General features: G+C 68.6%; 20 protein-coding genes and 3 pseudogenes. 8 read left to right on the top strand and 15 right to left on the bottom strand.

Features of this window, described 5'->3' with window-relative positions:
- Nucleotides 1–299 precede the first annotated feature (299 nt).
- Both B1A87_RS24945 and B1A87_RS08415 read left to right on the top strand, forming a co-directional pair.
- The gene (locus B1A87_RS24945) at nucleotides 300–458 is read left to right on the top strand and encodes a helix-turn-helix domain-containing protein (RefSeq protein ID WP_078029311.1); all 159 of its coding nucleotides are present in this window, start codon (nucleotides 300–302) and stop codon (nucleotides 456–458) included.
- Between the two features lie 193 nt (nucleotides 459–651).
- Nucleotides 652–1,380: a hypothetical protein gene (locus B1A87_RS08415; RefSeq protein ID WP_078029312.1), complete on the top strand. Its 729-nt coding sequence runs from the start codon at nucleotides 652–654 to the stop codon at nucleotides 1,378–1,380.
- A gap of 2 nt (nucleotides 1,381–1,382) precedes the next feature.
- Here the strand turns inward: B1A87_RS08415 and B1A87_RS23735 are convergent, their stop codons facing one another.
- From B1A87_RS23735 to B1A87_RS08370, 10 genes and pseudogenes are all read right to left on the bottom strand, one after another.
- Nucleotides 1,383–1,613, bottom strand: coding sequence for a PfkB family carbohydrate kinase (locus B1A87_RS23735; protein WP_260680749.1), 231 nt, complete (start codon nucleotides 1,611–1,613; stop codon nucleotides 1,383–1,385).
- 127 nt (nucleotides 1,614–1,740) lie between these two features.
- A pseudogene (locus tag B1A87_RS23730) lies at nucleotides 1,741–2,286 on the bottom strand (sugar kinase); the annotation flags it as partial.
- 44 nt (nucleotides 2,287–2,330) lie between these two features.
- Nucleotides 2,331–3,017, bottom strand: coding sequence for a bifunctional 4-hydroxy-2-oxoglutarate aldolase/2-dehydro-3-deoxy-phosphogluconate aldolase (locus B1A87_RS08405; protein ID WP_078029314.1), 687 nt, complete (start codon nucleotides 3,015–3,017; stop codon nucleotides 2,331–2,333).
- 9 nt (nucleotides 3,018–3,026) lie between these two features.
- A complete protein-coding gene (locus B1A87_RS08400; RefSeq protein ID WP_078029582.1) occupies nucleotides 3,027–4,418 on the bottom strand; it encodes an MFS transporter in 1,392 nt (463 codons plus the stop codon).
- A gap of 99 nt (nucleotides 4,419–4,517) precedes the next feature.
- Nucleotides 4,518–5,570 (bottom strand): NAD(P)-dependent alcohol dehydrogenase, encoded by a 1,053-nt coding sequence (locus B1A87_RS08395; protein ID WP_078029315.1) that lies wholly within the window; start codon nucleotides 5,568–5,570, stop codon nucleotides 4,518–4,520.
- A complete protein-coding gene (locus tag B1A87_RS08390) occupies nucleotides 5,567–7,090 on the bottom strand; it encodes a mannitol dehydrogenase family protein (protein WP_078029583.1) in 1,524 nt (507 codons plus the stop codon). The genes B1A87_RS08395 and B1A87_RS08390 overlap by 4 nt, the downstream gene beginning before the upstream one ends.
- Before the next feature lie 2 nt (nucleotides 7,091–7,092).
- Complete coding sequence (gene manD / locus B1A87_RS08385; RefSeq protein ID WP_078029316.1) at nucleotides 7,093–8,310, bottom strand: D-mannonate dehydratase ManD; 1,218 nt, start codon at nucleotides 8,308–8,310, stop codon at nucleotides 7,093–7,095.
- Nucleotides 8,307–9,287, bottom strand: coding sequence for a 2-hydroxyacid dehydrogenase (locus tag B1A87_RS08380; RefSeq protein ID WP_078029317.1), 981 nt, complete (start codon nucleotides 9,285–9,287; stop codon nucleotides 8,307–8,309). The genes manD and B1A87_RS08380 overlap by 4 nt, the downstream gene beginning before the upstream one ends.
- A 2-nt stretch (nucleotides 9,288–9,289) precedes the next feature.
- A complete protein-coding gene (locus B1A87_RS08375; protein WP_078029318.1) occupies nucleotides 9,290–10,279 on the bottom strand; it encodes a LacI family DNA-binding transcriptional regulator in 990 nt (329 codons plus the stop codon).
- Between the two features lie 628 nt (nucleotides 10,280–10,907).
- On the bottom strand, nucleotides 10,908–11,210 hold the full coding sequence (locus tag B1A87_RS08370; protein WP_056626960.1) for a DUF4193 domain-containing protein: 303 nt from the start codon (nucleotides 11,208–11,210) through the stop codon (nucleotides 10,908–10,910).
- A gap of 236 nt (nucleotides 11,211–11,446) precedes the next feature.
- Here B1A87_RS08370 and hrpB point away from each other — a divergent pair.
- Nucleotides 11,447–14,120: pseudogene (gene hrpB, locus B1A87_RS08365) on the top strand (ATP-dependent helicase HrpB).
- A gap of 117 nt (nucleotides 14,121–14,237) precedes the next feature.
- A complete protein-coding gene (gene moaA, locus B1A87_RS08360) occupies nucleotides 14,238–15,284 on the top strand; it encodes a GTP 3',8-cyclase MoaA (protein WP_078029320.1) in 1,047 nt (348 codons plus the stop codon).
- A 49-nt stretch (nucleotides 15,285–15,333) separates the two neighbouring features.
- On the opposite strand, the gene B1A87_RS08355 is transcribed toward moaA, so the two are convergent.
- Genes B1A87_RS08355 through B1A87_RS08345 form a run of 3 tightly spaced genes read right to left on the bottom strand, consistent with a single transcriptional unit; the run spans nucleotide 15,334 to nucleotide 17,703 of the window.
- A complete protein-coding gene (locus B1A87_RS08355) occupies nucleotides 15,334–16,539 on the bottom strand; it encodes an MFS transporter (RefSeq protein WP_078029321.1) in 1,206 nt (401 codons plus the stop codon).
- Between the two features lie 4 nt (nucleotides 16,540–16,543).
- Nucleotides 16,544–17,119, bottom strand: a complete 576-nt coding sequence (locus B1A87_RS08350; protein ID WP_078029322.1) for a TetR/AcrR family transcriptional regulator — start codon at nucleotides 17,117–17,119, stop codon at nucleotides 16,544–16,546.
- Nucleotides 17,120–17,124: 5 nt separating this feature from the next.
- Nucleotides 17,125–17,703, bottom strand: a complete 579-nt coding sequence (locus tag B1A87_RS08345; protein WP_078029323.1) for a sugar O-acetyltransferase — start codon at nucleotides 17,701–17,703, stop codon at nucleotides 17,125–17,127.
- A 108-nt stretch (nucleotides 17,704–17,811) separates the two neighbouring features.
- Here B1A87_RS08345 and B1A87_RS08340 point away from each other — a divergent pair, with 108 nt between their 5' ends.
- Nucleotides 17,812–19,992, top strand: coding sequence for an elongation factor G-like protein EF-G2 (locus B1A87_RS08340; protein WP_078029324.1), 2,181 nt, complete (start codon nucleotides 17,812–17,814; stop codon nucleotides 19,990–19,992).
- Between the two features lie 24 nt (nucleotides 19,993–20,016).
- Here the strand turns inward: B1A87_RS08340 and B1A87_RS08335 are convergent, their stop codons facing one another.
- Entirely contained in the window at nucleotides 20,017–20,694 is a 678-nt protein-coding gene (locus tag B1A87_RS08335; protein ID WP_078029325.1) for an alpha/beta family hydrolase, read from the bottom strand.
- A 114-nt stretch (nucleotides 20,695–20,808) separates the two neighbouring features.
- On the opposite strand from B1A87_RS08335, the gene B1A87_RS22935 reads away from it, so the two are divergent.
- Entirely contained in the window at nucleotides 20,809–20,955 is a 147-nt protein-coding gene (locus B1A87_RS22935; RefSeq protein WP_185982285.1) for a hypothetical protein, read from the top strand.
- Nucleotides 20,952–21,128: pseudogene (locus B1A87_RS08330) on the top strand (DedA family protein); the annotation flags it as partial. The gene B1A87_RS22935 and the pseudogene B1A87_RS08330, both read left to right, overlap by 4 nt.
- Here the strand turns inward: B1A87_RS08330 and B1A87_RS08325 are convergent.
- Nucleotides 21,128–23,071, bottom strand: a complete 1,944-nt coding sequence (locus tag B1A87_RS08325; RefSeq protein ID WP_078029327.1) for an amylosucrase — start codon at nucleotides 23,069–23,071, stop codon at nucleotides 21,128–21,130. The pseudogene B1A87_RS08330 and the gene B1A87_RS08325 overlap by 1 nt on opposite strands.
- A 123-nt stretch (nucleotides 23,072–23,194) precedes the next feature.
- On the opposite strand from B1A87_RS08325, the gene ligD reads away from it, so the two are divergent.
- On the top strand, nucleotides 23,195–24,217 hold the full coding sequence (gene ligD / locus B1A87_RS08320) for a non-homologous end-joining DNA ligase (RefSeq protein WP_078029328.1): 1,023 nt from the start codon (nucleotides 23,195–23,197) through the stop codon (nucleotides 24,215–24,217).
- Nucleotides 24,218–24,222 lie beyond the last annotated feature (5 nt).

The raw sequence follows: 24,222 nt of genomic DNA, 5'->3' as shown, positions 1-24,222 counted from the left end.
GATGGCCCAAAGGATCGTCAGGCCGTCGGGGCCACGGCAACAAACCACCGGCACGCACTGCGAACTCTCGGGGATCTGGCAAGGCCCCGCGGGAGTGCAGATAGCACTACGGGAGGGCCAGCTCGTCCCGAGCGATTCGGGCCGGCCGTGCCTGTGGACACGCATCGGCCTCCTGGTGCCCAACGAAATTTGATTCCCGAATGCACGGCCGGGCAGTGGTAACCACTGCCTGGCCGTGCATTCTTATTCCGCAGCGTCCATCCCTTCCTGCATGAAGTGCGTGTACAGCCGCTCCTGATATCTGTAGTGCCCGGGGCTGCCTCGTCGCGACCGCGGACCGTCTGGCCTGCCACCGGAACACCATTGTCAACCGGTTGTCGGCGTTCGAGAACTACACCGGCCCGGATCTCCAGAAACCTCACGACGCGGCGCTGGCACTGATCGCCGTCGGGCGTTAAGACCCCCCCCAATTTGGGGAGCCACGGAGCGGGGGCACTCCAAGGAAACTCCAAGGTTTTTCCAATTAGCCGGATCGAACATTGGCCCAGCGTTACCCCGACATCTCCAAAACCACACGACGTCCCAGGTCTTCAGACACTTCCCTCTGCAACGGTTGCGACTAAGACCGGAACAAGACAGTGAGGATCTGCCATGAGCAATCTAAGGAAACTGGGTGCGATCGGAACCCTCGGGCTGCTGGTTTCCAGCTCCCTCATCTTCGGTTCCGCCAACGCGGCCGTGTCGGCGACCTGCCGCACCGGAACGGCCGCCCCTTCCAGCCCGCTGTCGGGCAGGCTGCTGACCGCCACCAACTTCGAGGGCAACTCGCTGTCCCCGTTCGTCACGACGACCTCGGGCAATGGAACGGCGGCTGTTGCCAGCCCGAAGGCGCACTCCGGGACGTGTTCGGCCAGGCTTCACGCCACGGCGGATGTCGGTTCCGTGGCAAACATGGGCATGGCGCTGCCCGCCCGGACCAAGAGGGCCGGCGCAGACGCCTGGATTAACATCGCGACGGCCGGGCTCCGCGGGAACAACGTGCCCTATGTCAGGTTCTTCTCCGGCGCCACCCGGGTCGCGGACGTGTTCCGGGACAACGCCACCGGGCAGCTGTGGCTGCGGGTCACGAATCCCGACGGTACGTTCACGTTCACCAGGCTGTCGACCAAGGGCATCCCGTTGAACACGTGGCACAGGGTCCAGATGCAGGTCAGGGCGAATGGTGCCAAATCCACCATCGAAGTCTGGTTCGACGGCGCATCCGTCTTCTCCAAGGCGGTGAGCATCGGTGCAACGAGCCTGAGCAGGGTCCAGTTTGGCGCCGAGCACCCCCGTCAGATGGGTGACAGCTACATCGACGACGTCGTGGTCAGGCGGTAGTCTCAGCGGGAGACGGGTTCCTTCGCGCCGAGCAGGTTGAGTTCGCCGCGGCGCGGGAAGCCTTCCCAGTCTCCGGGGACCAGGCAGGCGAAGGCCCCGGTTGCCGCTGCCGTCTGCAGCCTGTCCTCCGGACCCCGGCCTCCGATGAATTCGGCCAGGTAGCCGGCGACGAACGCGTCGCCGGCGCCAACGGTGTCCACCACGTCGACGGCGACCGCGCCCCGGCGGAACAACTGCCCGTCGATGATCGCCAGGGCCCCTGTCTCTTATACACATCTTGACCGCCTGGCCGGGCCCGAGCGCGGCTATCCGCCGGGCCAGCTCCTCCGGCGCGCCGGCACCCACCGCTATGGCGGCCTCGTCGTCGCCGGCGAACACGATGTCCGCCAACGGAATGATGTCACGGTAGACGCTTCCCGCATCTTCGCGCGACCACAGGTTCCCGCGGTAGTTGAGGTCGAAGGACACCGGCACGCCCGCCGCACTGGCGGCGTCAATCGCGTACCTCAGGGTCGCTTCCGCCTGCGGCGACAGGGCTGGGGTGATGCCGCTGACGTGCAGCAGGCCGGCCCGGGTGATGAGGTGTTCGTCGACGTCCCCGGGCGCGATCCGGGACCCTGCGCTGCCGGTGCGGTAGTAGCTGACGCGCTGGGTGGCCGGTGTCCTCCGTTCCTTGATCATCAGTCCGGTGGGGGCGGAAGGATCGAGGGCGATGCGCACGTCTACGCCTTCGGCGCGGATTTCGCGTTCGACCAGCTGGCCGAGGCCGTCCGCCCCGACGCGGCCGCACCATACCGCCTGCACGCCGAGACGCTGGAGCCCGATGGCGACGTTGGATTCGGAGCCGCCGATGCCGAGGCTCATGGTGGAGGCATGGGCGAGCGGGCCGACCTGGTCGGCGCGCATCAGCGCCATGGTCTCACCGAAGGTCAGTACGTAGGGCGCCGTGCTCACTTGTTGCCACCCATCTGGTCCGCCGTCCGGTCGATCAGCTCGCGGACGCGCCGCGCCCTGGACGTCAGCTCCCGCAGATCGCCGCCCTTGAAGGCGTCGCCAAGCAGCGGCCCGCCGAGGCTGACGGCCAGGGCGCCGGCCTTGATCCATCCGGGCACGTCGTCGATGTTGACGCCGCCGGAGGGAATCACCTCGATGTCCGGAAACGGGCCGCGGAGCTGTGAGACGTAGCCGGCGCCGACAGTGGAGGCGGGGAAGACCTTCACGGCCGTGGCACCCAGTTTCCACCCGGCGTGCAGCTCGGTGGGCGTCAGCCCGCCGGGGTAGACCGGCACGCCGCGGCTGACGCAGGCGGTGATGACGCCGGGATCCGTGACGGGGGTGACGATGTAGGCGGCGCCGAGGTCGAGGGCCGCCTCAGCCTCGGCTGCGTCGGTAACGGTCCCGACGCCGATCTCCAGGGCGTCCCCGAAGCGGTCCCGGAGGATGGGAAGTTCGTCCCAGACGCCCTGCGTGCTCAGCGTGAGTTCGATGCTGAGCACGCCGCCGCGCTGCAGCGCCTCGATCACGGGTGCGTAGTCCGAGGCGTGGCTTGCCCGCAGGACTGCCACTGCCCGGGTTTCGCGGAGGACGGCGGACGGGGCCGGCCGTGAAATTGTGCCGGGGTTAGCGAGGCGGGGCATGGGATTCCTTTACTTGGCGGTGCGGGTGGTGGCTAACGCGGCCGCCGCCTCGGGCGCCGCCACAAGGCGGCGGTTCCGGTCGGCGTCGTTCGGGTCGGTCAGGTCGCGGTTGAGCGTTTCGGGCGAAAGCCGGGTAGCGATGAAGCTGACCAGCATCGTGAGGGACATGTAGATGGCAACCGGGACCCAGGAATTGCTGAAGAGGCCCAGCAGCCCCGCGCAGACCATCGGGGCGATGCCGCCGCCGATGATGGAGGAGAACTCGCGGCCCAGGGTGACGCCGGCGTAGCGGTAGCGGCTGCCGAAGATCTCCGGGAAGTAGCTCATGTGGACGCCCACGACGCCCTGGCAGGCCAGCATGAAGCCCACGATGATGACCAGCACGATGGCCACGGGAGAGCCGGTGGTCAGCAGCATGAAGGCCGGAGCCGGGAAAAGGACCAGCGCTGCGGTGATGAGCGAGACGACGCGCCGGCGCCCGATCTTGTCAGACAGGATTCCGAAGGAAACCGCCGCAACACCGCCGCAGAGGGCACCGATAAGCAGCACCGGCGGGATGAACTTCGGGTCGGTTCCCACCACGGTGATCAGGTACGACGCCATGAACACCTGGATGGTGTACGACTGGGTGCTGACGCCGAAGTTCATGAGGACAACGCGCAGGACGTTGGCCTTGCCGAATTTCGCGACTTCGCGCAGCGGGGCCGGGGGTTCGGTGCGGGCCTGCTTGATTTCTTCGAAGACCGGGGATTCGTCCAGCTTGCGCCGGATGATGAGCGCGGCGACGGTGACGAAGATGCTGGAGAGGAAGACCAGCCTCCAGCCCCACGTGAGCATGTCATTGGGGGCCAGTGACTGTGCGGCGATCCATACCAGCGCGCCGAGGGCGGTTCCCGCGGCGGCGCCGACCATGATCAGCGAGGCCAGCTTGCCGCGGGTTCCGGGAGTGGCGGATTCGGTCAGCAGCGTGGCGCCGCCGGACTGTTCGGCTCCGGCACCGAAGCCCTGGGCTGCGCGGCACACGCACAGCAGGATCGGGGCGAGCAGGCCCACCTGGTCGAAGGTCGGCAGCAGGCCGATGGCAAGCGTTGCACCGCCCATCAGCAGGAGCGTGACAACCAGAATCCACTTCCGGCCGAGGCGGTCTCCGAAGTGGGAGAAGAAGATGCCGCCGAGGGGGCGGAACAGGAACCCGACCGCGAACGTGGTGAAGCTGGCGAGGAGAGCGGCGGTGGGCGAGATGTTCGGGAAGAACAGCTTGCTGAAGACCAAGGCCGAGGCGGTGCCGTAGATGACGAAGTCGTAGAGCTCCAGGGTGGTGCCGATGAGGCCCGCGACGGCGGCCTTCCGGACCTTGCTTTGATCCACTGCCCCGGGGGGAACGTGCGCTGCTGAGGTCATTTCCATACTCCTTTGAATGGATGTCCGTTGGTGATCAGGCCTGCCGGGATTCGGTTCTTGGTTTCGACAGGCTCAACCCAGCGGTCTGGTGCCGGTGAATTAGTAGGTGATGAGTACTTTGAGGTTGGTCGGGTCCGTCACGGGGGCTGTGAGCGCGGCCGCGGCGTTCTTGAGGGGGTAAGTGCCGGTGATGATGGACCGAAGGTCCACCGTCCCGGAGGAGGCGAGTTCGATCGCCGTTGGAAATGCGTTGGCGTAACGGAACGCGGTCACAAGGTCGATTTCGTAGCGCTGGAGGAACCCGAGCGGGATGCCGTCCACGGTGGGACGGGCCTGGCCGACGACTGTGGCGCGGGCTGCCGGGGCCAGCGTCCGGATGCCGTCGGCCAGGGCCTTCGTGTTGCCGGAGCATTCGATCAGCCGGTCTATCTCGGTGAGGTCCAACGGTGCGGATGCGGTGTTGATGGTGCGCGTTGCGCCGAACTTCGTGGCGACGGCGAGCCGGTCGTCATTCACGTCCGTCACCACGATCTCACGGGCGCCTTTGGCGGCGGCGACCCGGGAGACCAGGAGGCCGATAGGTCCGGCACCGGTGATCAGCACGCGCTGCCCTTTCTGGACCTGTGCACGTTCGACGGCCCAGACGGCGACGGCGAGCGGTTCGATCGCGGCCCCGATTTCCGCCGGGATCGTGTCCGGGAGTGCGTGGACGGCCCGTTCCGGCACCACGACGTGCCGGGCAAAGAGGCCGTCCGTGGGCGGGGAGCCGAAGCAGGTTCCGGCCGGGCAGAGGTTGTACCGGCCCGAGAGGCAGGTGGTGCAGTGGCCGCAGGGGAGGGCCGGTTCAATGACGACGGCGGTGCCGGCGGCGACCCTGGCCTGCGAACCGGCGGCGATGACTACGCCGGCGCCTTCGTGTCCCAGGACGGTGGGCTGGCGGAGCACGTTGGTGCCGTTGCGCCCGTCGGCGTAGTAGTGCATGTCCGAACCGCAGATGCCGCCGGAGCGCATCTCGACCAGGAGGTCGTTCGGGCCAAGGGCCGCCAGCGGCCGGTGTTCGATGCGGAGATCGCCGGCGCCGTGGAGCACTGCTGCCTCGGTGCCGGAGGGAAGCCCGGCAGTGTGCGTTGCGGGAATGGTTTGGGTGGTCATGGTGTGCTCCGGGTTGTGGCGGTACTCAGGGCGGAGCGGGCGCTGGCTTCTGCGATCGCGGCCAGCGGGCCCGCGGAACGGATGATGTCGATGAATTCGCCGGTGCGGTCGATGAACTCGGCGCGTTCGGCCAGTTCCTCGCCGAGCAGGTGGTGGTCGCCGAGGACCTTGCCGGCCAGCTCCCGGCCGGAGCGGGCTCCTGCGGCGAGGCCGGACAGAAGGCCCCGGGCGGGATCTTCCATTGCTTCGGCCTGCGGGCCGGGGCGGAACCCTGCGAGCGGGGCGATGCATGACAGGTACGCGGCGGTGGTGAGGGCCAGCAGCTGGGGCATCCGGCCGTCGTCGAGCATCTGCAGTGCCGGCAGCGGGATCCGCTGGCGCAGTTTCACCGAGCCGTCTGAGCCCACCTGGCTGGTGCGGTGGCCCAGCGCGGTGTTCCGCCAGCGGGAGAAGAGCTGTTCCTCGTAGGCGGTGACGTCCACTCCTGCCGGAACCGAAACGCTGGGCAGGTACTCGTTCCTGAGAACCGAGCGTGCGGCCAGTTCAATATGGGTGTGGGAGACGGATTCGGGGATGGTGACCGCGCCCGACAGGGCACCGAGATAGGCGATGAGGGAATGGGTGCCGTTGAGCAGGCGGACCTTAAGCTGCTCGTAGCCGGCTACCTCATCGGAGAACACGGCGCCGCCCGACTCCCAGGCGGGGCGTCCAGCGATGAAGTTGTCCTCGACGATCCACATGGTGAACGGTTCGGCCGGCACCGGGATGCGGTCCGTGTAGCCGCGCCGGTCGGTGACCAGCCTGCGGTAATGATCGGTGGTGGCGGGCACAATCCGGTCCACCATGGAGGACGGAAAGCTGGTGCGCGTGTCGATGAAGGCCAGGGTTTCGGCGGCTTCGGCCGACGGCAGCCGGGAGGCAAACTCGCGGACCAGCCGCTGCGTGTGGTGGCCGTTGTCCGCCAGGTTGTCGCAGCTGAGGATGGTCACCGGCTCGGCGTGGGTGCGGGACCGGTGCTGCAGGCCGCGGACGATCTGTCCGATCGGCGTCCGCGGTGCGGCGGGGTGCAGCAGATCGTGCTGGATTGCCGGGTCCAAGGCGTTCAACGAACCGGTGGCCGGCGTGTAGTTGTAGCCGTTCTCCGTGACCGTGAGGGACACGATGCGGGTGGCGGCGTTGCCGATGGCCTTGATGACCCGGTCCGGGTTGCCGGCCGCAGTGAAGGCGTCCGTGTGGACCCGGGGGACGGAGAACTTTGACCCTTCGGGCGAGATTTCGACGACAGTGTAGAGCATGTCCTGGGCGTGCATGGCGTCCGGGATGGCCGAGGACCGGCTGGCGACCCCGATGATGCCCCAGTCCCCGCCGTGGGCGGTGACGGCGGCGTCGGTGTAGACGGCCTGGTGGGCGCGGTGGAAGTTGCCGAGGCCCAGGTGCACGATCCCGGCAGCCGGGGCGGCCGGCCGCCGCAGGATTCCGGGCGTCTTCGATGACAGCGGGGGAATGCCGGAGGTACCCACGGTCACCAATCCTTCATGGAGCCGTCGAGCTCCCGGGCGATGGGCAGGTACGCCTGCTTGTACGGAAAGCGGGCGGCTGCCTGCTCGTCCACCTGGACGCCGAGGCCGGGCTCGTCACCGGGGTGGAGGTAGCCGTCCTCGAAGCGGAAGCTGGAGCGGAAGACCTCGGACACGAGCGGGTCATAGCCCATGTATTCCTGGATGGCGAAGTTGCTGGTGGCCAGGCCGAGGTGCAGCGAGGCGGACAGGTTGATCGGGGAGACGTCGGAGGGCCCGTGCGGGGCGCCCTTGATCTGGTAGACCTCAGCGAGGGCGAGGATCTTGCGGACGTGGGAGATGCCCCCGGCGTGGACGACGGCGGTCCGGATGAAGTCGATGAGCCGTTCGGTGATGAGCTGCTCGCAGTCCCAGACGGTGTTGAAGACTTCGCCGATGGCCAGCGGAATGGTGGTCTGCTGGCGCAGGGTGCGCAGCAGCCTCTGGTTCTCGGCCGGCGTGACGTCCTCAAGCCAGAACAGGTCCACGTCCTCGAGGGACCTGGCCAGACGGGCGGCTTCGGTGGGGTTGAGCCGGTGGTGGACGTCGTGGAGCAGCTTCAGTTCCGGGCCCACGTGCTCACGCACCGCGGAGAGGATCTTGGGGGCGTGACGCAGGTAGGCCGAGGTGTCCCAGTCTTCTTCGACCGGTCCGGCGCCGCGGCCGGCTGGTTCGTAGCTGGCGGCTCCCCTGGTGACGCCGTAGACCTTGTCCAGGCCCGGAACGCCGGACTGGGCGCGGACTGCCCGGAATCCCTGTTCGCGGCGCTGTTCCACGGAGTCGAGGAGCTCGGGAAGGTCCCAGCCGGTGGCGTGGGTGTAGGTGAGGATCTTGTCGCGGGCCGCGCCGCCGAGGAGCTGGTAGACGGGGACGCCCAGGGCCTTGCCCTTGATGTCCCAGAGTGCCAGGTCAATGGCGCCGATGGCGGCCATGGTCACCGGCCCGCGGCGCCAGTACGCGCCCCGGTAGAAGTACTGCCAGGTGTCTTCGATCCGGTCCGCGTCCCTGCCCAGCAGTGCCGGGGCGAGGTGGTCGCGGAGATAGCTGGCGACGGAGAGCTCGCGGCCGTTCAGGGTGGCGTCGCCCCAGCCGACGATGCCGTCGTCGGTCGTTATTTTCAGGGTGACGAAGTTGCGGCTGGGGCTGGTGATGAGGACGTCGACGTCGACGATTTTTCGGGTCATCGGGAGATCACTACATTCTTCAGGGGCTGGTTCGCGGACAGGCGGGTAATGTTTTCGGCGATTTCGCGGGCGCGGCCGCGGAAGGTCTCGGCCGTGACGCCGGAGGAGTGCGGGGTCATGATGATGTTGTCGAGCCGGCCGAACGGCTTGGCGGCGGGTTCGCCGCGCCCGTCGGTGCCGGGGTACTGGTACCAGACGTCGACGGCGGCGCCGGCAATCCGCCGGTCCTTCAAAGCCTCGTAGAGTGCGATTTCGTCGACCACGGGTCCGCGGGCGACGTTGACGAGCTGCCCGTGGGGGCCGAGTTCGTCCAGTTCGGCGGCGCCGATTAAGGACGTGGTGCCGGCGTCAAGGGGGATGCTGACCACGAGCACGTCGGATTCGCTGAGGGCTTCGCGAAGACGGTCTGTGGTGCCGGACCAGCGGAGTGCGTGGTCCCCGGGGTTGACCGAGCCGCTGCGGGTGATCGCGATGCCTTCGGCGCCGAAGGCCTGAAGGAGTCTCCAGGCGGCGCTGCCGATGTGGCCGAACCCGAGGAACGTCACCACCGCTCCGCGCAGTGTCTCCGGCTGGGGGATCTCCGTGGAGTAGACCGACGAGGCCCAGAGTCCGGTGCGGAGGGCGGCGTCCTGGCCCAGGAGGTTGCGTCGGAGCGCCACCAGCACGGTGGCGATGTGTTCGGCGATGGAGCCCTCGTGGTGGAAGGTGTTGGCGCAGACCGCCCCGGCGGGCAGGGCGGCGGCGTCGATGCCGTCGTAGCCCGCACCGGCGACGTGCACGAGGCGAAGGTTCCGCGCCTCTGCGCCCATGGCGGCGGTGAACTTTGGCCCGACGTAGACGTCGGCGTCCTTGAGGTCGGTCAGCACCGAGTGCTCGTTCCAGCTGTCGTGCCAGGACGTGACGGTGCCGTTCGGGAGCTCTTCCTCGAACACTGCCCGCTGGGGCATCAGGTTGGGGTCTGCGATGACGATTCTCATGGTTACTTTCCCTGGAGGGTGTGGTCGGCGGTGCGCGCCGCGAAGGTGGAGCCGCGCACGATGAGCTGTGAATTGAGGTGGACAGCCTCGGTGGCCGTCGGTTTGCCGGCGATCTGTTCGAGGAGGAGTTCAAGGGCGAGGGAACCGCTGCGGCTGATGGGAACCCGCACGGACGTGAGCCCGGGTTCGGCGGCGGCGGCAATGTCGAGGTCGTCGATGCCCACCACGCTGATGTCTTCCGGGCAGTGGTAGCCGAGCGTCCGGGCGCCGGCGAGCATGCCGATTGCCACGAGATCGTTGTAGGCGATGACGGCGGTGGCGCCGCTGGCGACGACCGATGCGGCGGCGGCCAGGCCGCCGTCGACCGTTGCGTTCTGGTTGCCCACGGTGACCAGTTCAATGCCCCACTCGTCACAGAGGCGCGTGATGGCGGAAACGCGCTGGCCGTTGGCCCATGACGATGCCGGTCCGGGGATGTAGGCGAGCTTGCGGTGGCCGAGCGCGTGGAGGTGTTCCACGGCCTGGCGGAGGCCTTCGCCGGCCTCCATCAGGACGCGTGCGGCGTGGTCGGCCTCGCCGTTGATGACCACGAGCGGTGCGCTGCCCGCGAGGTTGTGGATCTGGTCCGAGGGGAGACGCGGCGAGCACAGGATGATGCCGTCCACCCCGGTGGCGAAGGCTGCGAGGTGGTCCCGTTCGCGGGCGGAGGATTCGGCGGTGTCGGCCAGCACCATCCGGTGGCGGCCGTGCCAGGCCTGGTCCTGGATGGCCTTGATGAGGGCGGCGAAGACCGCGTTGGAGATGTCCGGCACGACGACGCCGAAAGTCCGGCTGCCCGTGAGTCCCGGCACTTCGTAGCCGAGCTGGACAGCAGCGTCCATCACCTTCTGGCGGGTTTCTGCCGCCAGCCGGCCGGGGTCTCCGAACGCCCGTGACGCCGTGGCGAGCGAGACGCCCGCCAGCTTTGCGACGTCGGTGAGTTTGGCCGCCATTGGTCCTCCAGTTGCCTCGTCGAAACCCTTGCCCCTCCAGTATGGAAAGAGTTGTACAAGTTTGTCAAGGTTTTTCCATGACGTGGCTCACAGGGTCGTCGAGGACGGCGGGCGCGTCTGTAGGACGGCGTAGGGGAGTTGTTGGGCGCAGATCGCTGGCCCTGTGCGAGGGCATCCTGCGGCGGGGTTGGCCGCGCCTCTCTCGTGGCGACGCGGGCTCAGTTGTGGCTCCATCGCGCGGCGCCGCAGGGACTGCATCTGGTCGGCGACGGGCTCGCGCGCTGGCTGCATGGCAGCGTCGCGGCCTCGCGGTGCTAGTTCTATAGCTTTTCAGGAGGAGGCCGTACAGGCCTTCGACTCCACAAATTATGGCTACCGGCCCGGTATTTGGCGGGTAGCTCGTTGGCCGGGAGCGCCCTGCCGGTACTATTGCTGGCCGGCGGGGCGGGCACGGTATTCGGGGGTTGCTGGAGCGGCGGTCTGCGGTCTGCGGCCTACCGCCGGCGGTCCAGGCGGCGGCAGGCAGGTGCCAGCGCAGCACTTGTTCCGGGCCGCCTTCCCAGGGGAGGCGGCCCCGCAAAACTACCCTGCGGTGCGGCTGGAAATTCGCAGCCGCGCCAGCGGGAGCCTAGCCTTCACATTCGATGCAGTAAGCGTGCCCGTTCTTTTCGCGGGCGATCTGTGACCGGTGCCGGACCAGGAAACATGAGTAACAGGTGAACTCGTCCTCCGCCTGGGGGACCACCTGGACCACGAGTTCCTCGGCCACAAATTCACCACCGGGAACGATGGAGTCGTCCATCGCATCTGCTTCATCCAGCTCACGGACCACGCTGCGGGCATCAGGGGCGTTTGCGGACTGCAGCGCCTCCAGGGAGTTGTCCTGGGATTCCTTGACGTCGGAACGTACTTCGTCGTAATCGGTTGCCACTTAGGTGCTTCTCTTTTCTGGCGTTCTACTCTGACGGATATGCAACCTACACCATTGCGCCGATATTCCCTTGTCATGAAGACCAGTGGGTGTCACGAAGACCAGCGGGCGTGGTTGGACAGCTTACCTCAGGCAAGCTATGGCTTCTCACAGGAACGGCCGGAGCGCCGGGCACCCGGCCCAAGGCTTACCGTCCTGAGGACAATGCGCCCAAGGATTATAGGCACAATGGACGGGTGACTTCACCGGCTAGGCCTCCTGCACCCGTTCCTCCCCACGGGCCCTTCGATTTGGGCGCCATCGAAACGGGGCTGGTTTTCGCGGATTCGCTGGGGCTGCTTGCAGAAGCGCTGCGCGCGCAGGGCGCCGGCGGAACGGCCGTGGTGCAGGCGCCCCCGGGCACGGGCAAGACCACCCTGGTCCCGCCCCTTCTCGCAAATATCGCCGCCAGCGCCGCACGGAAGAACGGCTGTCTCTTATACACATCTAGATGTGTATAAGAGACAGCCGCGCCGAGTGGCCGCGCGTTCCGCGGCGCGGCGGCTTGCCACCCTGGACGGCAGCCGGCTGGGAGACCGCGTGGGGTACACGGTCCGCGGTGAACGCCAGGCCGGCTCCAGCACGGTGGTCGAGTTCGTCACCCCGGCATCCTGCTGCAGCGTCTGCTCTCGGACCCCGGCCTGGAGGCCGTGGACGCCGTCATCCTCGACGAGGTTCACGAACGCGGGCTGGAGACAGACCTGCTGATCGGCATGCTCGCCGAGGTCCGCCAGCTGCGCGGCGACCTCACGCTGGTGGCCATGTCCGCCACGCTGGACGCGCCGCGGTTCGCGGCCCTGATCGGCGATGCTCCGGCGGGGGAGAACGACGGCGGCGGCCCGGCTCCCGTCGTCGACTGCCCCTCCGCGCTGTACCCCCTGGAAACCCGCTGGGCGCCACCGCCGGTGCCGAGACTGGACCCGCGGGGCGTGACCCGCGCGTTCCTTGACCATGTGGCCGACACCGCCGCGGCCGCGCACTCCGAAGCGCTGGCACGCGACCTGAACGTTGACGCCCTGGTGTTCCTCCCCGGCGCCCGGGAGGTCTCCCACGTCGCGGGCCGCCTGCGCGGCCGGGTTGGAACGGGCACCGAGGTGCTGGAGCTACACGGACAGGTCAGCCCGGAGGCGCAGGACCGCGCCGTCTCAGGGCGGGACGCGGGCGGCCCGCCGCGGATCATCGTTTCCACGGGACTCGCCGAATCCTCCCTCACGGTTCCGGGAGTCCGGCTGGTCATCGATGCAGGGCTTGCCCGCGAGCCGCGCAGGGACTCCGCGCGCGGCATGTCCGGCCTGGTGACAGTGTCCTGCTCCCGCGCGTCCGCCGATCAGCGCGCCGGACGCGCCGCACGGCAGGGCCCCGGGCAGGTGGTCCGCTGCTACGACCAGAAGACGTTCGAGCCGCGCCGCCCACAGGACACCGGAGATCTCCGTGGCCGACCTGACGGGTGCGGCCCTTGTCCTGCCTGTTGGGGAGCACCCGGCGGGCGGGGACTGGCCCTGCCCGACGCCCCGCCGCGGGCGGCGATGGACGAGGCCGTTGAAGTGCTGCGCGAGCTCGGCGCGGTGGAACCGGACGGGCACGCCACGTGCCTCGGCAAAACCCTGGCCAGGATTCCCGCGGACCCCGGCTGGCCCGCGCCCTGCTGGACGGTGCCGCCGCCGTGGGCCACCGGACGGCGGCGGAGGCGGTCGCCCTGGTTGCCGGGGACCAGCGCGCCCCGGCGCCGACCTGACGCGGCTGCTGAGCACCCTTCGGACGGGGGCCGACCCGGCGGCGCGGCGCTGGGCGGAGGATGTCCGGCGCATGGAATCGATCGCGCGCAAGGAAGCCGCCGGCGTCGCGCCTTCCCAACCTGCTGTCCCGGTGACCGGCGCAGCGGCCGTCGGGTTCGTCGTCGCCCTCGCGTTTCCGGACCGTGTGGCGCGCCGCGTGCCGGGGCAGGGGCCGGAGCGCTACCTGCTGTCCTCCGGCACCAGGGCCGGGCTCCCGGCCGGCAGCCCGCTGACCGGGCACGAGTGGCTGGCCGTCGCGGAGGTGTCGCGCGCCGAAGGACGCGACGCGGCCGGGACCGGCGCCGTCATCCGCTCCGCGGCGCCGCTGACGGCGGACACGGCAGAGGCCGCTGCCCGGCACCTCATGGAGGAAACGGTGGAAGCGGGGTTCAACCAGGGCCGCGTGACCGCCCGACGGGGACGCCGGCTGGGAGCGATCGCGCTGTCATCCACGCCGGTCAGGCCGTCCATGGAGGAGGGGCGGGCGGCGGTGGCCCGCGCGCTGAAGAAGGAAGGGCTCGGCACCATCGGATGGTCGACGGCGGCAGACGGCTTGCGCCGCCGCCTCGCCCTGCTGCACCGGGAACTGGGGGAACCCTGGCCGGACGTTTCCGACCAGGCGCTGCTGGGGCGGCTGGACGAATGGCTGGCGCCGGAGCTGGAGGCCTTGGCCGGCGGGGCCGCCACGAACGGCATCGACCTGGCAGATCCTCTCCGCAGGCTGCTGCCGTGGCCAGACGCCGCCCGCCTGGGCGAGCTGGCTCCGGAGTGGCTCGAGGTGCCCAGCGGTTCCCGGGTGCGCATCGACTATCCGGACGCAGCGGACGACGGCGGCCGGCCGGTGGTGGCGGTCAAGCTGCAGGAATGCTTCGGCTGGGCAGCGACGCCGCGGCTGGCGGGGGAGAGGGTGCCGGTGCTGTTCCACCTGCTGTCGCCGGCCAGGCGGCCCCTAGCGGTCACGGACGACCTCGCCTCGTTTTGGTCCGGACCCTACGCGCAGGTCCGTGCCGAGATGCGCGGACGCTATCCCAAGCACCCCTGGCCGGAGGACCCGTGGACGGCACCGGCGACGGCAAGGACCAAACGCAGGATGTGACCCGGCTCCGGTCCAGGGGCCGGCCATTGGCGCCCGTCATTGTGGGGGCCCGCCCGCGGGCATACGCTGGGAGATATACGAGCGGTGGACGCTGCTGCCGCTTTGAAAGGGCGCTGCATGGACGCCACATCCATCACCGACACCTTCCACCGGCCCCTCCGGGACCTGCGGATTTCAGTCACGGACCGGTGCAATTTCCGCTGCGTCTATTGCATGCCCCGGGAGATCTTCGGCAGGGATTATGTCTTCATGCCCCGGGAGCAGCTGCTGACGTTTGAGGAAATCACCCGGCTGGCGTCGATTGCCGTGGCCCACGGAGTACTGAAGATCCGGCTGACCGGCGGGGAACCCCTGCTGCGGAAGGACCTTGAGGTCCTGGTCCGCACGCTGGCCCGGCTGCGGACCCCCGACGGGCGGGCGCCGGACCTGGCCATGACCACCAACGGCTCGGTGCTGGCGCAGAAGGCCCGGATCCTCAAGGACGCGGGGCTGAACCGCATTACCGTGTCCCTGGACTCGGTCCGGGAGGAAACGTTCCAGGCCATGAACGACGCCGGCTATCCCGTGGCCAAGGTCCTGCACGCCCTCGACGCCGCCCACGAGGCGGGGCTGGGGCCCGTGAAGATCAACATGGTGGTCAAGCGCGGGAAGAACGACCAGGACATCGTGGACACCGCCCGGCACTTCAAGGGATCCGGGTTCATCCTCCGGTTCATTGAGTACATGGATGTTGGGGCATCCAACGGCTGGAAGATGGACCAGGTTGTGCCCTCCGCCGAGGTCCTGGCCCGCATCGGCGCGGTGTTTCCGCTGGACCCGGTGGCGCCGAACTACCCCGGCGAGACGTCCGAGCGTTGGCGCTACCGGGACGGCAGCGGTGAAATCGGGGTCATCTCCAGCGTCACGCAGGCCTTTTGCCGGGGCTGCACGCGCGCGAGGCTGTCCGCCGACGGCAAGCTCTTCACGTGCCTGTTTGCCACGGCCGGCACTGACCTGAGGGCACTCCTGCGCGGCGGCGCCTCCGACGCCGACCTCTCCGTGGCCTTGTCCTCCCTCTGGGGCGGCCGCGCGGACCGCTACTCCGAGCAGCGCAGCGCCGACACCCCCGCTGTGGCGGACGCCCCCGCGGCCCGCAGGATCGAGATGTCGTACATCGGCGGATAGGGCCGGGCCGGATCACCCGGGGCCGTGTCTGGCCGCGTCAGGGCGGGCGTCATTTAAGGGCTGACTCGGTGGCCAGCGGCTCCGCCGCGCGGGCGAGCCACAGGGCGAGGAGGATCGGCGCGCCGATGGCCAACAGGGCCAGGTGGATGCCGGTGAGGTCGCCGAGGAAGCCCAGCAGCGGCGGTCCTGCCAGGAACGCCACGTAGCCAATCGTGGAGACGACCGACACCCTCGCCGCACCGTGCCGGGGGTCATCGGCGGCCGCAGACATGCCCATCGGGAAGGCCAGGGCGGCACCCATGCCCCAGAGCGCTGCCCCCGCACCGGCCAGGACGAGGTTCCCGGCGAAGACGAACAGGGCCAGCCCCACGGCGGCGGCTGCCATGCTGGCCCGCAGCACCGCCACGCGCCCGAACCTGTCGATCGCCCGGCCGCCGAGGAAGCGCATGAGCGTCATTGCCGCAACGAACAGCGCGAACAAGAGCGCGCCGGTGGACTCCATGGCGCCCAGGCCGTCCACGGCAGCCTTGGCGATCCAGTCGTTTCCGGCGCCCTCGGTGAGCGTGGCGCCGAGCACCACGACGCCGATGAGCAGGGTGCGGCCGTCCTTCCAGGCGGTGGGGGCCTTGGCGTGCCGTGCGGGGGCGTCCGCCGCGGGGCCGGAAACGCCGGCCGGTTCAGCAGGCAGGAAGTAGCGGGGCGCGGTCAGGGACAGGACAACCACGATGACCGCAATGACCAGCAGGTGCTCCGGAAGCCCGACGCCCAGGGCGGACAGGGCCGCCCCGATCACGGCGCCGAGAAAGGCTCCGCCGCTGAAGGCGGCATGGAACTGGGGCATGACGGTGCGGCCCAGCTGGTGCTCGACGTCGGCGCCTTCGATGTTCTGCGCGACGTCCCACAGCCCGATTCCCATGCCGTAGAAGAAAAGGGCCACGGCGGTGGTGGGCACGGAACCTGCCATGAGGGCGAAGGCGATGCCCGCTGCGGCGGCAGCCGCGAGCAGGCCAGCTCCGCGGATGGTGTTTGCTGTGCCGATCCGGCCCACCACCCACCCCGCGGACGGCAGGGCAACCAGGGATCCGACGGCGATGCACAGCAGCAGCGTGCCCATCTGTCCGGAAGTCAGGTTCAGGGTCTGCGTTACGGCCGGGATGCGCGCCGCCCAGCTGGCGAACACCAGCCCGTTCATGCCGAAGACCAGGAAGGTGGCCACCGTGGCGGCCTTGACGTTGGTGTTCAAGGTGAGGGTCATTCGGTCAGAACTTTCCGGGAGCGTCGTTTGGGCTTGAGGGTACGGCCGTGATGCGGTTGACGGCGTCCACCGTGATGGAGCGGTCATGGGGTTCGGTATCGAGAGCGGCGTGGATGAAGTGCCCTTCGATCAGCGCGTCGAGCATCCTGCTGGTGGCAGGGTCAAAATGGCGCTCCAGGGCATGCCGGCTCCGGCTCATCCAGTCCCGCGTGATCTCGCGGAACACCGGCTCGCGGGCGGCGAGCGTGTAGAGCTCGAGCGTGAGGACCAGGTCCCGCTGGCTGTCCAGCAGGTCGACGTGGATCAGGTCCACCACGGCCTGCCGTGCCGCATCCGCATTGGCCGCGTTGCCCAGCCGGACCTCGAAGCCGTCGGCGACTGTTTCCGCAAAGCGCCTGAATGCTTCCCCCAGAAGCTCGTCCATGGCCGTGAAGTGATACGTCATGGAGCCGAGGGGCACTCCGGCATGGTCGGCGATCTTGCGGTGCGACGTGCCCGCCACTCCGCGGGCAGCGATGACCTCGAGGGCCGAATCGATGATCCGGTCCCGCCTGTCCGGATCAAACCGGCGCGTCGCCACCGGGGTCAGATTTCGCGGACAACGCGGGCGGGATTCCCTACCGCCACGGAGTTCGCCGGGACGTCCCTCGTGACCACCGCCCCCGCGCCGATTACGGAGTTGTCACCGATGGTGACGCCGGGCAGGACGATCGCGCCGCCGCCGAGCCACACGTTGTCGCCGATGGTGATCGGCTTTGCAGCTTCCAGGCGGTCCCGCCGCGGCTGGGGCTCGACCGGGTGCGTCGGCGTCAGGAGCTGCACGTTCGGACCGATCTGGCAGTCCTCGCCGATGATGATCGGGGCCACGTCCAGGGCCGTGAGGTTGTAATTGATGAACGTGCGGGCCCCGACCGTGATGAACGTGCCGTAGTCGACGTACAGCGGCGGCTTGATGTGCGCGTCGTCGCCCAGGGAACCCAGAAGGTCCGCCAGGATGGGCCGCGCCCCGTCCGGGTCCTCCGCATAGGCTGCCGTGTACTCCGACTGCAGCTTCACGGCCCGTTTGGATTCGCGCTCGTTGTCCGGGTCATCGGAAATGTACAAGTCGCCTGCGAGCATCCGCTCCCGGTTTGTGCGCGGATCATCCGCGAAGTAATTCGCCATGTGTACGAGCGTACACAACGTTGCCCTCTTGCTCAACGCCGTCCGAGGGTGTCGAATCTTTTACAAAGGCCGCACGGCGGCTGACCACCAGGATGCCAGGAGACGACGATGTCTGTGAAAGGCACTAATGGCCGGGGCAAGGGCCCCGGCCGCGGCAGTTCCGATCTCCGGCGGCCCGATGCGTCCGCGGGCGCACCGGCAGACACGCCGGAGAAGATCCGCAACGTGGCGCTCGTGGGGCACTCGGGGGCCGGCAAGACGATGCTGCTCGAGGCGCTGCTCGCCGCCGCCGGAACCATCACGCGGATGGGCTCGATTGTTGACGGCACCACCGTCAGCGACTCCGAACCGTCCGAGGTCCACCAGCAGCGCTCCGTGGTGCTCTCCGTCGCGCCGCTGGTAGTCGACGGCATCAAGGTGAATTTGCTCGATACCCCGGGCTACGGAGACTTCACCGGCGAACTGCGCGCCGGGCTGCGCGCCGCTGACGCAGCACTGTTCGTGGTCTCGGCCCTGGACGACATCGACGCGGCCACCACTGCCCTGTGGGCGGAATGCGATCAGCTTGGTACGCCCCGGGCAGTAGTGGTCAGCCGGCTGGACCATCCGCGGGCCAACTATGAGGCCGCCGTCGCCGCGTGCCAGCGTGCCTTCGGCGACTCGGTGGTGCCGGCATACCTCCCCATCCGTACGGAGGGTACGACGACCGGCCTGCTGGGGCTCCTCTCCGGGACCGTTTCGGACTATGCCGAGGGCGGTGCGGAGCCGGCTGTCCGCGATGCCACGCCGGAGGAGCTGGCCGCCGCGGAGGAAGCACGCGGGACGCTGATTGAAGGGATCATCTCCGAGAGCGAGGACGAGTCGCTGATGGACCGCTACCTGGGCGGCGAGCAGATCGACGTCGACGTCCTGGTGGGCGACCTGGAAACGGCCGTGGCGCGCGGATCGTTCTTTCCGGTGCTGGCCGCCTCTGCGGAGACGGGACTGGGCATGACGGAGCTCCTGGACATGCTCATCCGGGCGTTCCCGTCGCCGCTGGAGCATGACCTGCCGGCCGTGACGGACCTTGCCGGCTCGCCGGCCGGCCCGCTGAGTTGTGATCCCGGCGGCCCCCTGGTGGGAGAGGTGGTGCGCACCACGATCGATCCGTTCCTCGGACGAATCTGCCTGGTGCGCATCTTCTCGGGCACCCTGCGGGAGGACGCGGCCGTGCACGTGGGCGGGCGCGGATTGGCGGAGCGTGGCCACGAGGACCACGACAGCGACGAACGGCTCGCGCATCTGTACTCGCCGCTGGGGGCGAGCCTGCGGCCGGTGCCGTACTGCGTGGCCGGTGACATCTGCGCGATCGCCAAACTGGGCAACGCCGAGACCGGCGATACCGTCTCCGCCAAGGAGACACCGCTATTGGTGGTGGCCTGGGAAATGCCGGAGCCGCTCATGCCTGTCGCCGTCGAAGCGGCCACGCGCAGTGACGAGGACGCCCTCGCCAAGAGCCTGGGCAAGATTGCCGCCGGGGATCCGACCCTCCGCGTCGAGCGCAATTCGGAAACCCACCAGCTCATCCTGTGGTGCATGGGCGAGGCCCATGGCGAGGTGGTGCTGGACCGGCTGCGCGATCAGGGTGTGAAGCTCCAGACCGTCCAGGTGGTGACGCCGCTGCGGGAGACGTTTGCGGCGCCGGCCACCGGGCACGGGCGGTACGTCAAACAGTCCGGCGGGCACGGCCAGTATGCGATCTGTGACATCGAAGTCGAGGCGCTCGAACGCGGCGCCGGCTTCGAGTTTGTTGATAAGACCGTAGGCGGCGTCATCCCCGGGACGTTCATCGGGTCGGTCGAGAAGGGCGTCCGCGCCCAGATGCAGAAAGGCGTCTCGGCGGGATTCCCGGTGGTGGACATCCGCGTGACGCTGGTCGGCGGCAAGGCCCACAGCGTTGACTCTTCGGATGCCGCGTTTCAGGCGGCGGGTGCGCTCGCGTTGCGGGAGGCCGCGGCCGCCGGCCGGATACAGCTGCTGGAACCCGTCTCGGCGGTCACCATCAGCACACCGGACGAGTACGTCGGTTCCGTGATGAGTGACTTGTCCTCCCGCCGGGGGCGGGTGACCGGAACGACGTCGGCGGGCGGCGAAATCACGGAAGTCACCGCCGAGATTCCGGACGAGGAATTGTTGCGCTACGCCGTCCAGCTCCGCGGCCTCACCTCGGGTACCGGCCGGTTCCGCCGCACGTACCTACGGCACGAGCCCATACCGGGCAACGTGGCGCCGGCTGCCGCGAATGCGTGAGTTCGCGAATTGGGGTCTCCGCGTTCAGCTGCTGGCGCGCATGAAGGCCGCGACCGGGGCCGCGAGCGAGGCCCCGACCTCTTCGGCGCTGCGCTTGGTGCCGGCCACGGCGAAGGAGTGGTCGCCGCCCTCGCACCACTGCAGCGTCGCTGCCGGGCCGATCCGCGAGACCACACCCTCCAGCAACTCCCGCGTGGCGAAGGTGTCGCGGGTTCCCTGGAGGAACAGCATCGGCGTCGTCAGTCCGTACAGGTGCTCGTCGCGGAGCTTTTCCGGCTTGCCGGGCGGATGCAGGGGGTAGCCGAGGTAGACCAGGCCGGCGGCGGGCATCCCCTCGGCCACCGCCATCGACGCCATGCGCCCGCCGAACGACTTCCCGGCCGCCCACAGCGGCTCCGCTCCGGAATGGGCGGCAGACCGGGCCGCCGCTTCGGCCATGACGGCCCGCCAGGCGGCGATCGCGGCCGGCGGCCGGTCCGGGAACTTCCGGCCCGCTTCGCGGTACGGAAAGTTGAAGCGCAAGGTGGCGACGCCGTCGTCGTTCAGCGCGCGGGTGAAGCCGCGCAGGAACGGATGCTCCATGCCGGCGCCCGCTCCGTGGGCAACAACCAGGGTGGCGAACGGTGCGTCCGGCCGGGCATAGGCTCCGGAAATTTGGACGTCACCGACGGCGATCGTGACGGGGGATTCAGCGATGGGCATGAGTCCATAATGCCGGATTGGCGTACACAGCCTGCACACAGACCAGCGAAAGTTGCAGGCTAGCTCCGGGCGGGAGAGTGGAGGCAGAAGCCCGAACCGCCAGGAGGAACCATCATGATCACGTACCGACCCATCGCCCCGCTGACTGTTGGAAGCGGAACGCTCCGCTCGGTTCTTGCCGCCATGGCGGCCGCCGTCTTTCTGGGCACCGCTGCCTTCGGCGCCGACGCCACGCCGGCGGGCACCGAGGCGCAGGCATGACAGCCGCGGCTGCGGCCTCCGGCACCGGTTCCAACCTGGACGGGATCTCCCGGTGGGTGGTCGACGTGATGGAAGCCGTCGGCGCGCCCGGGGCCGGATTCGTGGTGGCCCTGGAGAACCTGTTCCCTCCCATACCGAGCGAGGCCATCCTTCCGCTGGCCGGCTTCACCGCCTAGCCTGCTGGCATAACCCGGAGCCAGGCGTAATCCTGCGGGCGCAGGACGATGCCCTCGTCGATCCGGACCGTTGTGCCGGAAAAGAGGTCCAGTGCCTCGGCGGCGAATCCGGACAGCGTCTCCGCCGAGACCACCTGCGGATCGTCGCTGAAGTTGGCCAGGGCAAGGATCCGGGTACCCTCACCGGGTCGCTGGTAGCCGAGCACGCCGCGGTTGTTCGTGGCGAACGGAAGGAGGCGCGTTCCGGCCAGCTCCGGAGTGCCCGAGCGCACCGCCGTCATCCGCCGCAGGCCTTCAAAGACTGCCCCCTCCGGAGTGGCCGGGTCCGTCCGCTTGGCGTAGCGCTCGGCAGGGAACTGCGGCCGGTGCACCCAGCGGCTGTCGGCCTCGTGGCCGTCCTCCATGGCGTACTGGTAGTCGTTGAGCTGCCCCACTTCGTCGCCCAGATACAGCAGTGGGATGCCGCCGGTGCTGAAGGCGACCGAGTGGGCCAGCAGGATCCGGCGGATCGCCTCGGGGGAGCCGTCCTCCAGGCCGCAGAGGGAGGCGGTGGTCCCTGAAATGCGGCAGTCTCCGGTGCGCGGGTTGTCCTGGAACGGGACGCCCTGGGCGAAGCTGCCCGGGAACCGGTTGACGTAGAAGGAATTCAGGAACCGCCGGTGGTCGAAGCCGTTGATCCCGAGCTCGGCGGCGTCTTCATCGGCAAACGTCCAGCCGATGTCGTCGTGGCTGCGGACGTAGTTCACCCAGGTGGTGCCGTCCGGAATGTTGTGCCTCCGCTCCAGGGCCTGCGCGAGCAGCGACACGTTCCGGGTGGCCATGGCCTCCCAGATCAGCGCCATCTGCAGCGGGTTGTAGGAGAGCTGGCACTCCGCCGGATCGATGTACAGCGCCACTTCGTCCGGGTGCACGATCGCCTCGGACTTGAAGAGCAGGGACGGAGCCGCGAGCCGGCAGACAGCGTTGAACGCCTGCAGCAGGGTATGGGCCTCCGGCAGGTTCTCGCAGGAAGTTCCGAGCTGCTTCCAGATGAAGGCCACGGCGTCCATCCGCAGGATGTCCACGCCCAGGTTGGCCAGGAACAGCATCTCCCCGGCCATGGCGCGGAAGACTTCAGGGTTGGAGTAGTTCAGGTCCCACTGGAAGGTGTGGAACGTTGCCCAGACCCACCGCCCGTCCGGCAGCTCTACAAAAGAACCCGGGTGGTCCTCCGGGAAGATCTCGCGCACGTTCTGCTCATAGGCGTCGGGCATGGCGCGGTCGGGGAAGATCCAGTAGTAGTCGCTGTAGCGGGGGTCCCCCTCCGCCGCCTTCCGTGCCCACTCGTGCTCATTGGAGGTGTGGTTGAAAATGAAGTCGACCACCAGGCTGATGCCGTTGGCCCGCAGCTCGGCAGCCAACTCGCGCAGCTGTTCCGTGGTGCCGAGCTTGGGGTTGACCTCCCGGTAGCTGGAGACGGCGTAACCCCCGTCGGACAGCGGTTCGGGGGCCAGGAACAGCGGCATCAGGTGCAGGTACGTCAGGCCGAGTTCCTTGAAGTACGGGATCCGTGCGCGGACGCCCTCGAGGTCAGCCGCGTACCGGTCCACGTAGCAGACGCCGCCGAGCATGCGGTTGGACTGGAACCAGTCGCTGGTGCCGTCCCGCTCGGCGTCGAGGACCTTCAGGTCGGCGGGCCGGTCCTTCCATGAGCGGGCGGTCTCCACCAGGAGTGACGTCAGATGCTCCTGCCAGTCCGGCCGCGAGCCGTAAAGCTGGTGGAAGAGCCGGAACAAGTCAGGGAAGTGACGGTCGAAGCGCCGCTCGTAGTCTGTCCAGTCCGGGTCCCCCAGCCGGATGCCTGCCCGCTCGGCAGCGACGCTGAGCAGTTGATGGCCGGGCAAGTGGTCTCCGGGCGCTTGGTCGCCGGATGCCTGGTCCAGACTCGCGGATTCAACCATGAAGTGGGTCCCCTTTGACGATTTTTCGGCGGCCAGCGGCGCCCGGTCAGTTCACATCCTTACAGATGCACCGGCGCGCGCCAAGGTACTGACGTCGCGGGCCGCGCAGGGTAGGTTGTCCCCATGGCCAGCGAACAGACCATCCTCACCGTCGACGGACCCAACGGACCCCGGGACATGCGGATCTCAAGTCCCAGCCGCGTCCTCTGGCCGGAGCTGGGCCTGACCAAACTGGATCTCGCCCGCTACATCGTGGATGTCGGCGAGGCCTTCATCGCCGCCAACGGCGACCGGCCGGTCTCGCTCCAGAGGTTTTCGGACAACGTGGACGGCGAGCAGTTCTTCTCCAAGAATCCGCCCAAGGGGACGCCGGACTTCATCCGGTCCGTCAAGGTGATCTATCCCAGCGCGCGCTCGCATCCCCAGCTGGTCCTGGACGAACCGGCGGCCGCAGTGTGGGCAGTGCAGATGAACACTGTGGTGTTCCACCCGTGGCCCTCGCGCGCCGAAAACTCCGACAACCCGGACCAGCTCCGCATCGACCTGGACCCGCAGCCCGGCACGGACTTCGACGACGCCGTCCCTGCGGCCCTGGAGCTGCGGAAAGTGCTGGCCGAGGCGGGGCTGAACGCTTTCATTAAAACGTCCGGGAACCGCGGGCTGCACGTATACGCCCCGATTGAACCGACGCACGAGTTCCTGGACGTGCGGCACGCCGTGATCGCCGCCGCCCGGGAGCTGGAACGGCGGATGCCGGACAAGGTCACGACGAACTGGTGGAAGGAAGAGCGCGGGGAGCGGGTTTTCCTGGACTTCAACCAGGCCAACCGCGACCGCACCATTGCCGGCGCCTACAGTCCTCGCGCTCTGGCCCATGCCCCGGTTTCATGTCCGATCACCTGGGACGAGCTCGAGAGCGTCAATCCGAAGGACTTCACCATCCTCACGGTGCCGGAACGGCTGAAAACGGTGGGGGATCCGTGGGCCGGCATGAATGCGGATCCGGGCACCGTCGCCCAGCTGCTGGAGTGGTGGGAACGCGACCTCAACGACGGTCTGGGCGAGCTGCCGTTCCCGCCGGACTATCCGAAGATGCCGGGCGAGCCGCCGCGGGTGCAGCCGAGCCGGGCCAAGAAGCCGGAGTAGTCCGG

It is taken from the genome of Arthrobacter sp. KBS0703, assembly GCF_002008315.2.
GTDB lineage: Bacteria > Actinomycetota > Actinomycetes > Actinomycetales > Micrococcaceae > Arthrobacter.
Note: the sequence above shows the minus strand (reverse complement) of the source record. Positions and strands in the feature narration are given on the sequence as shown.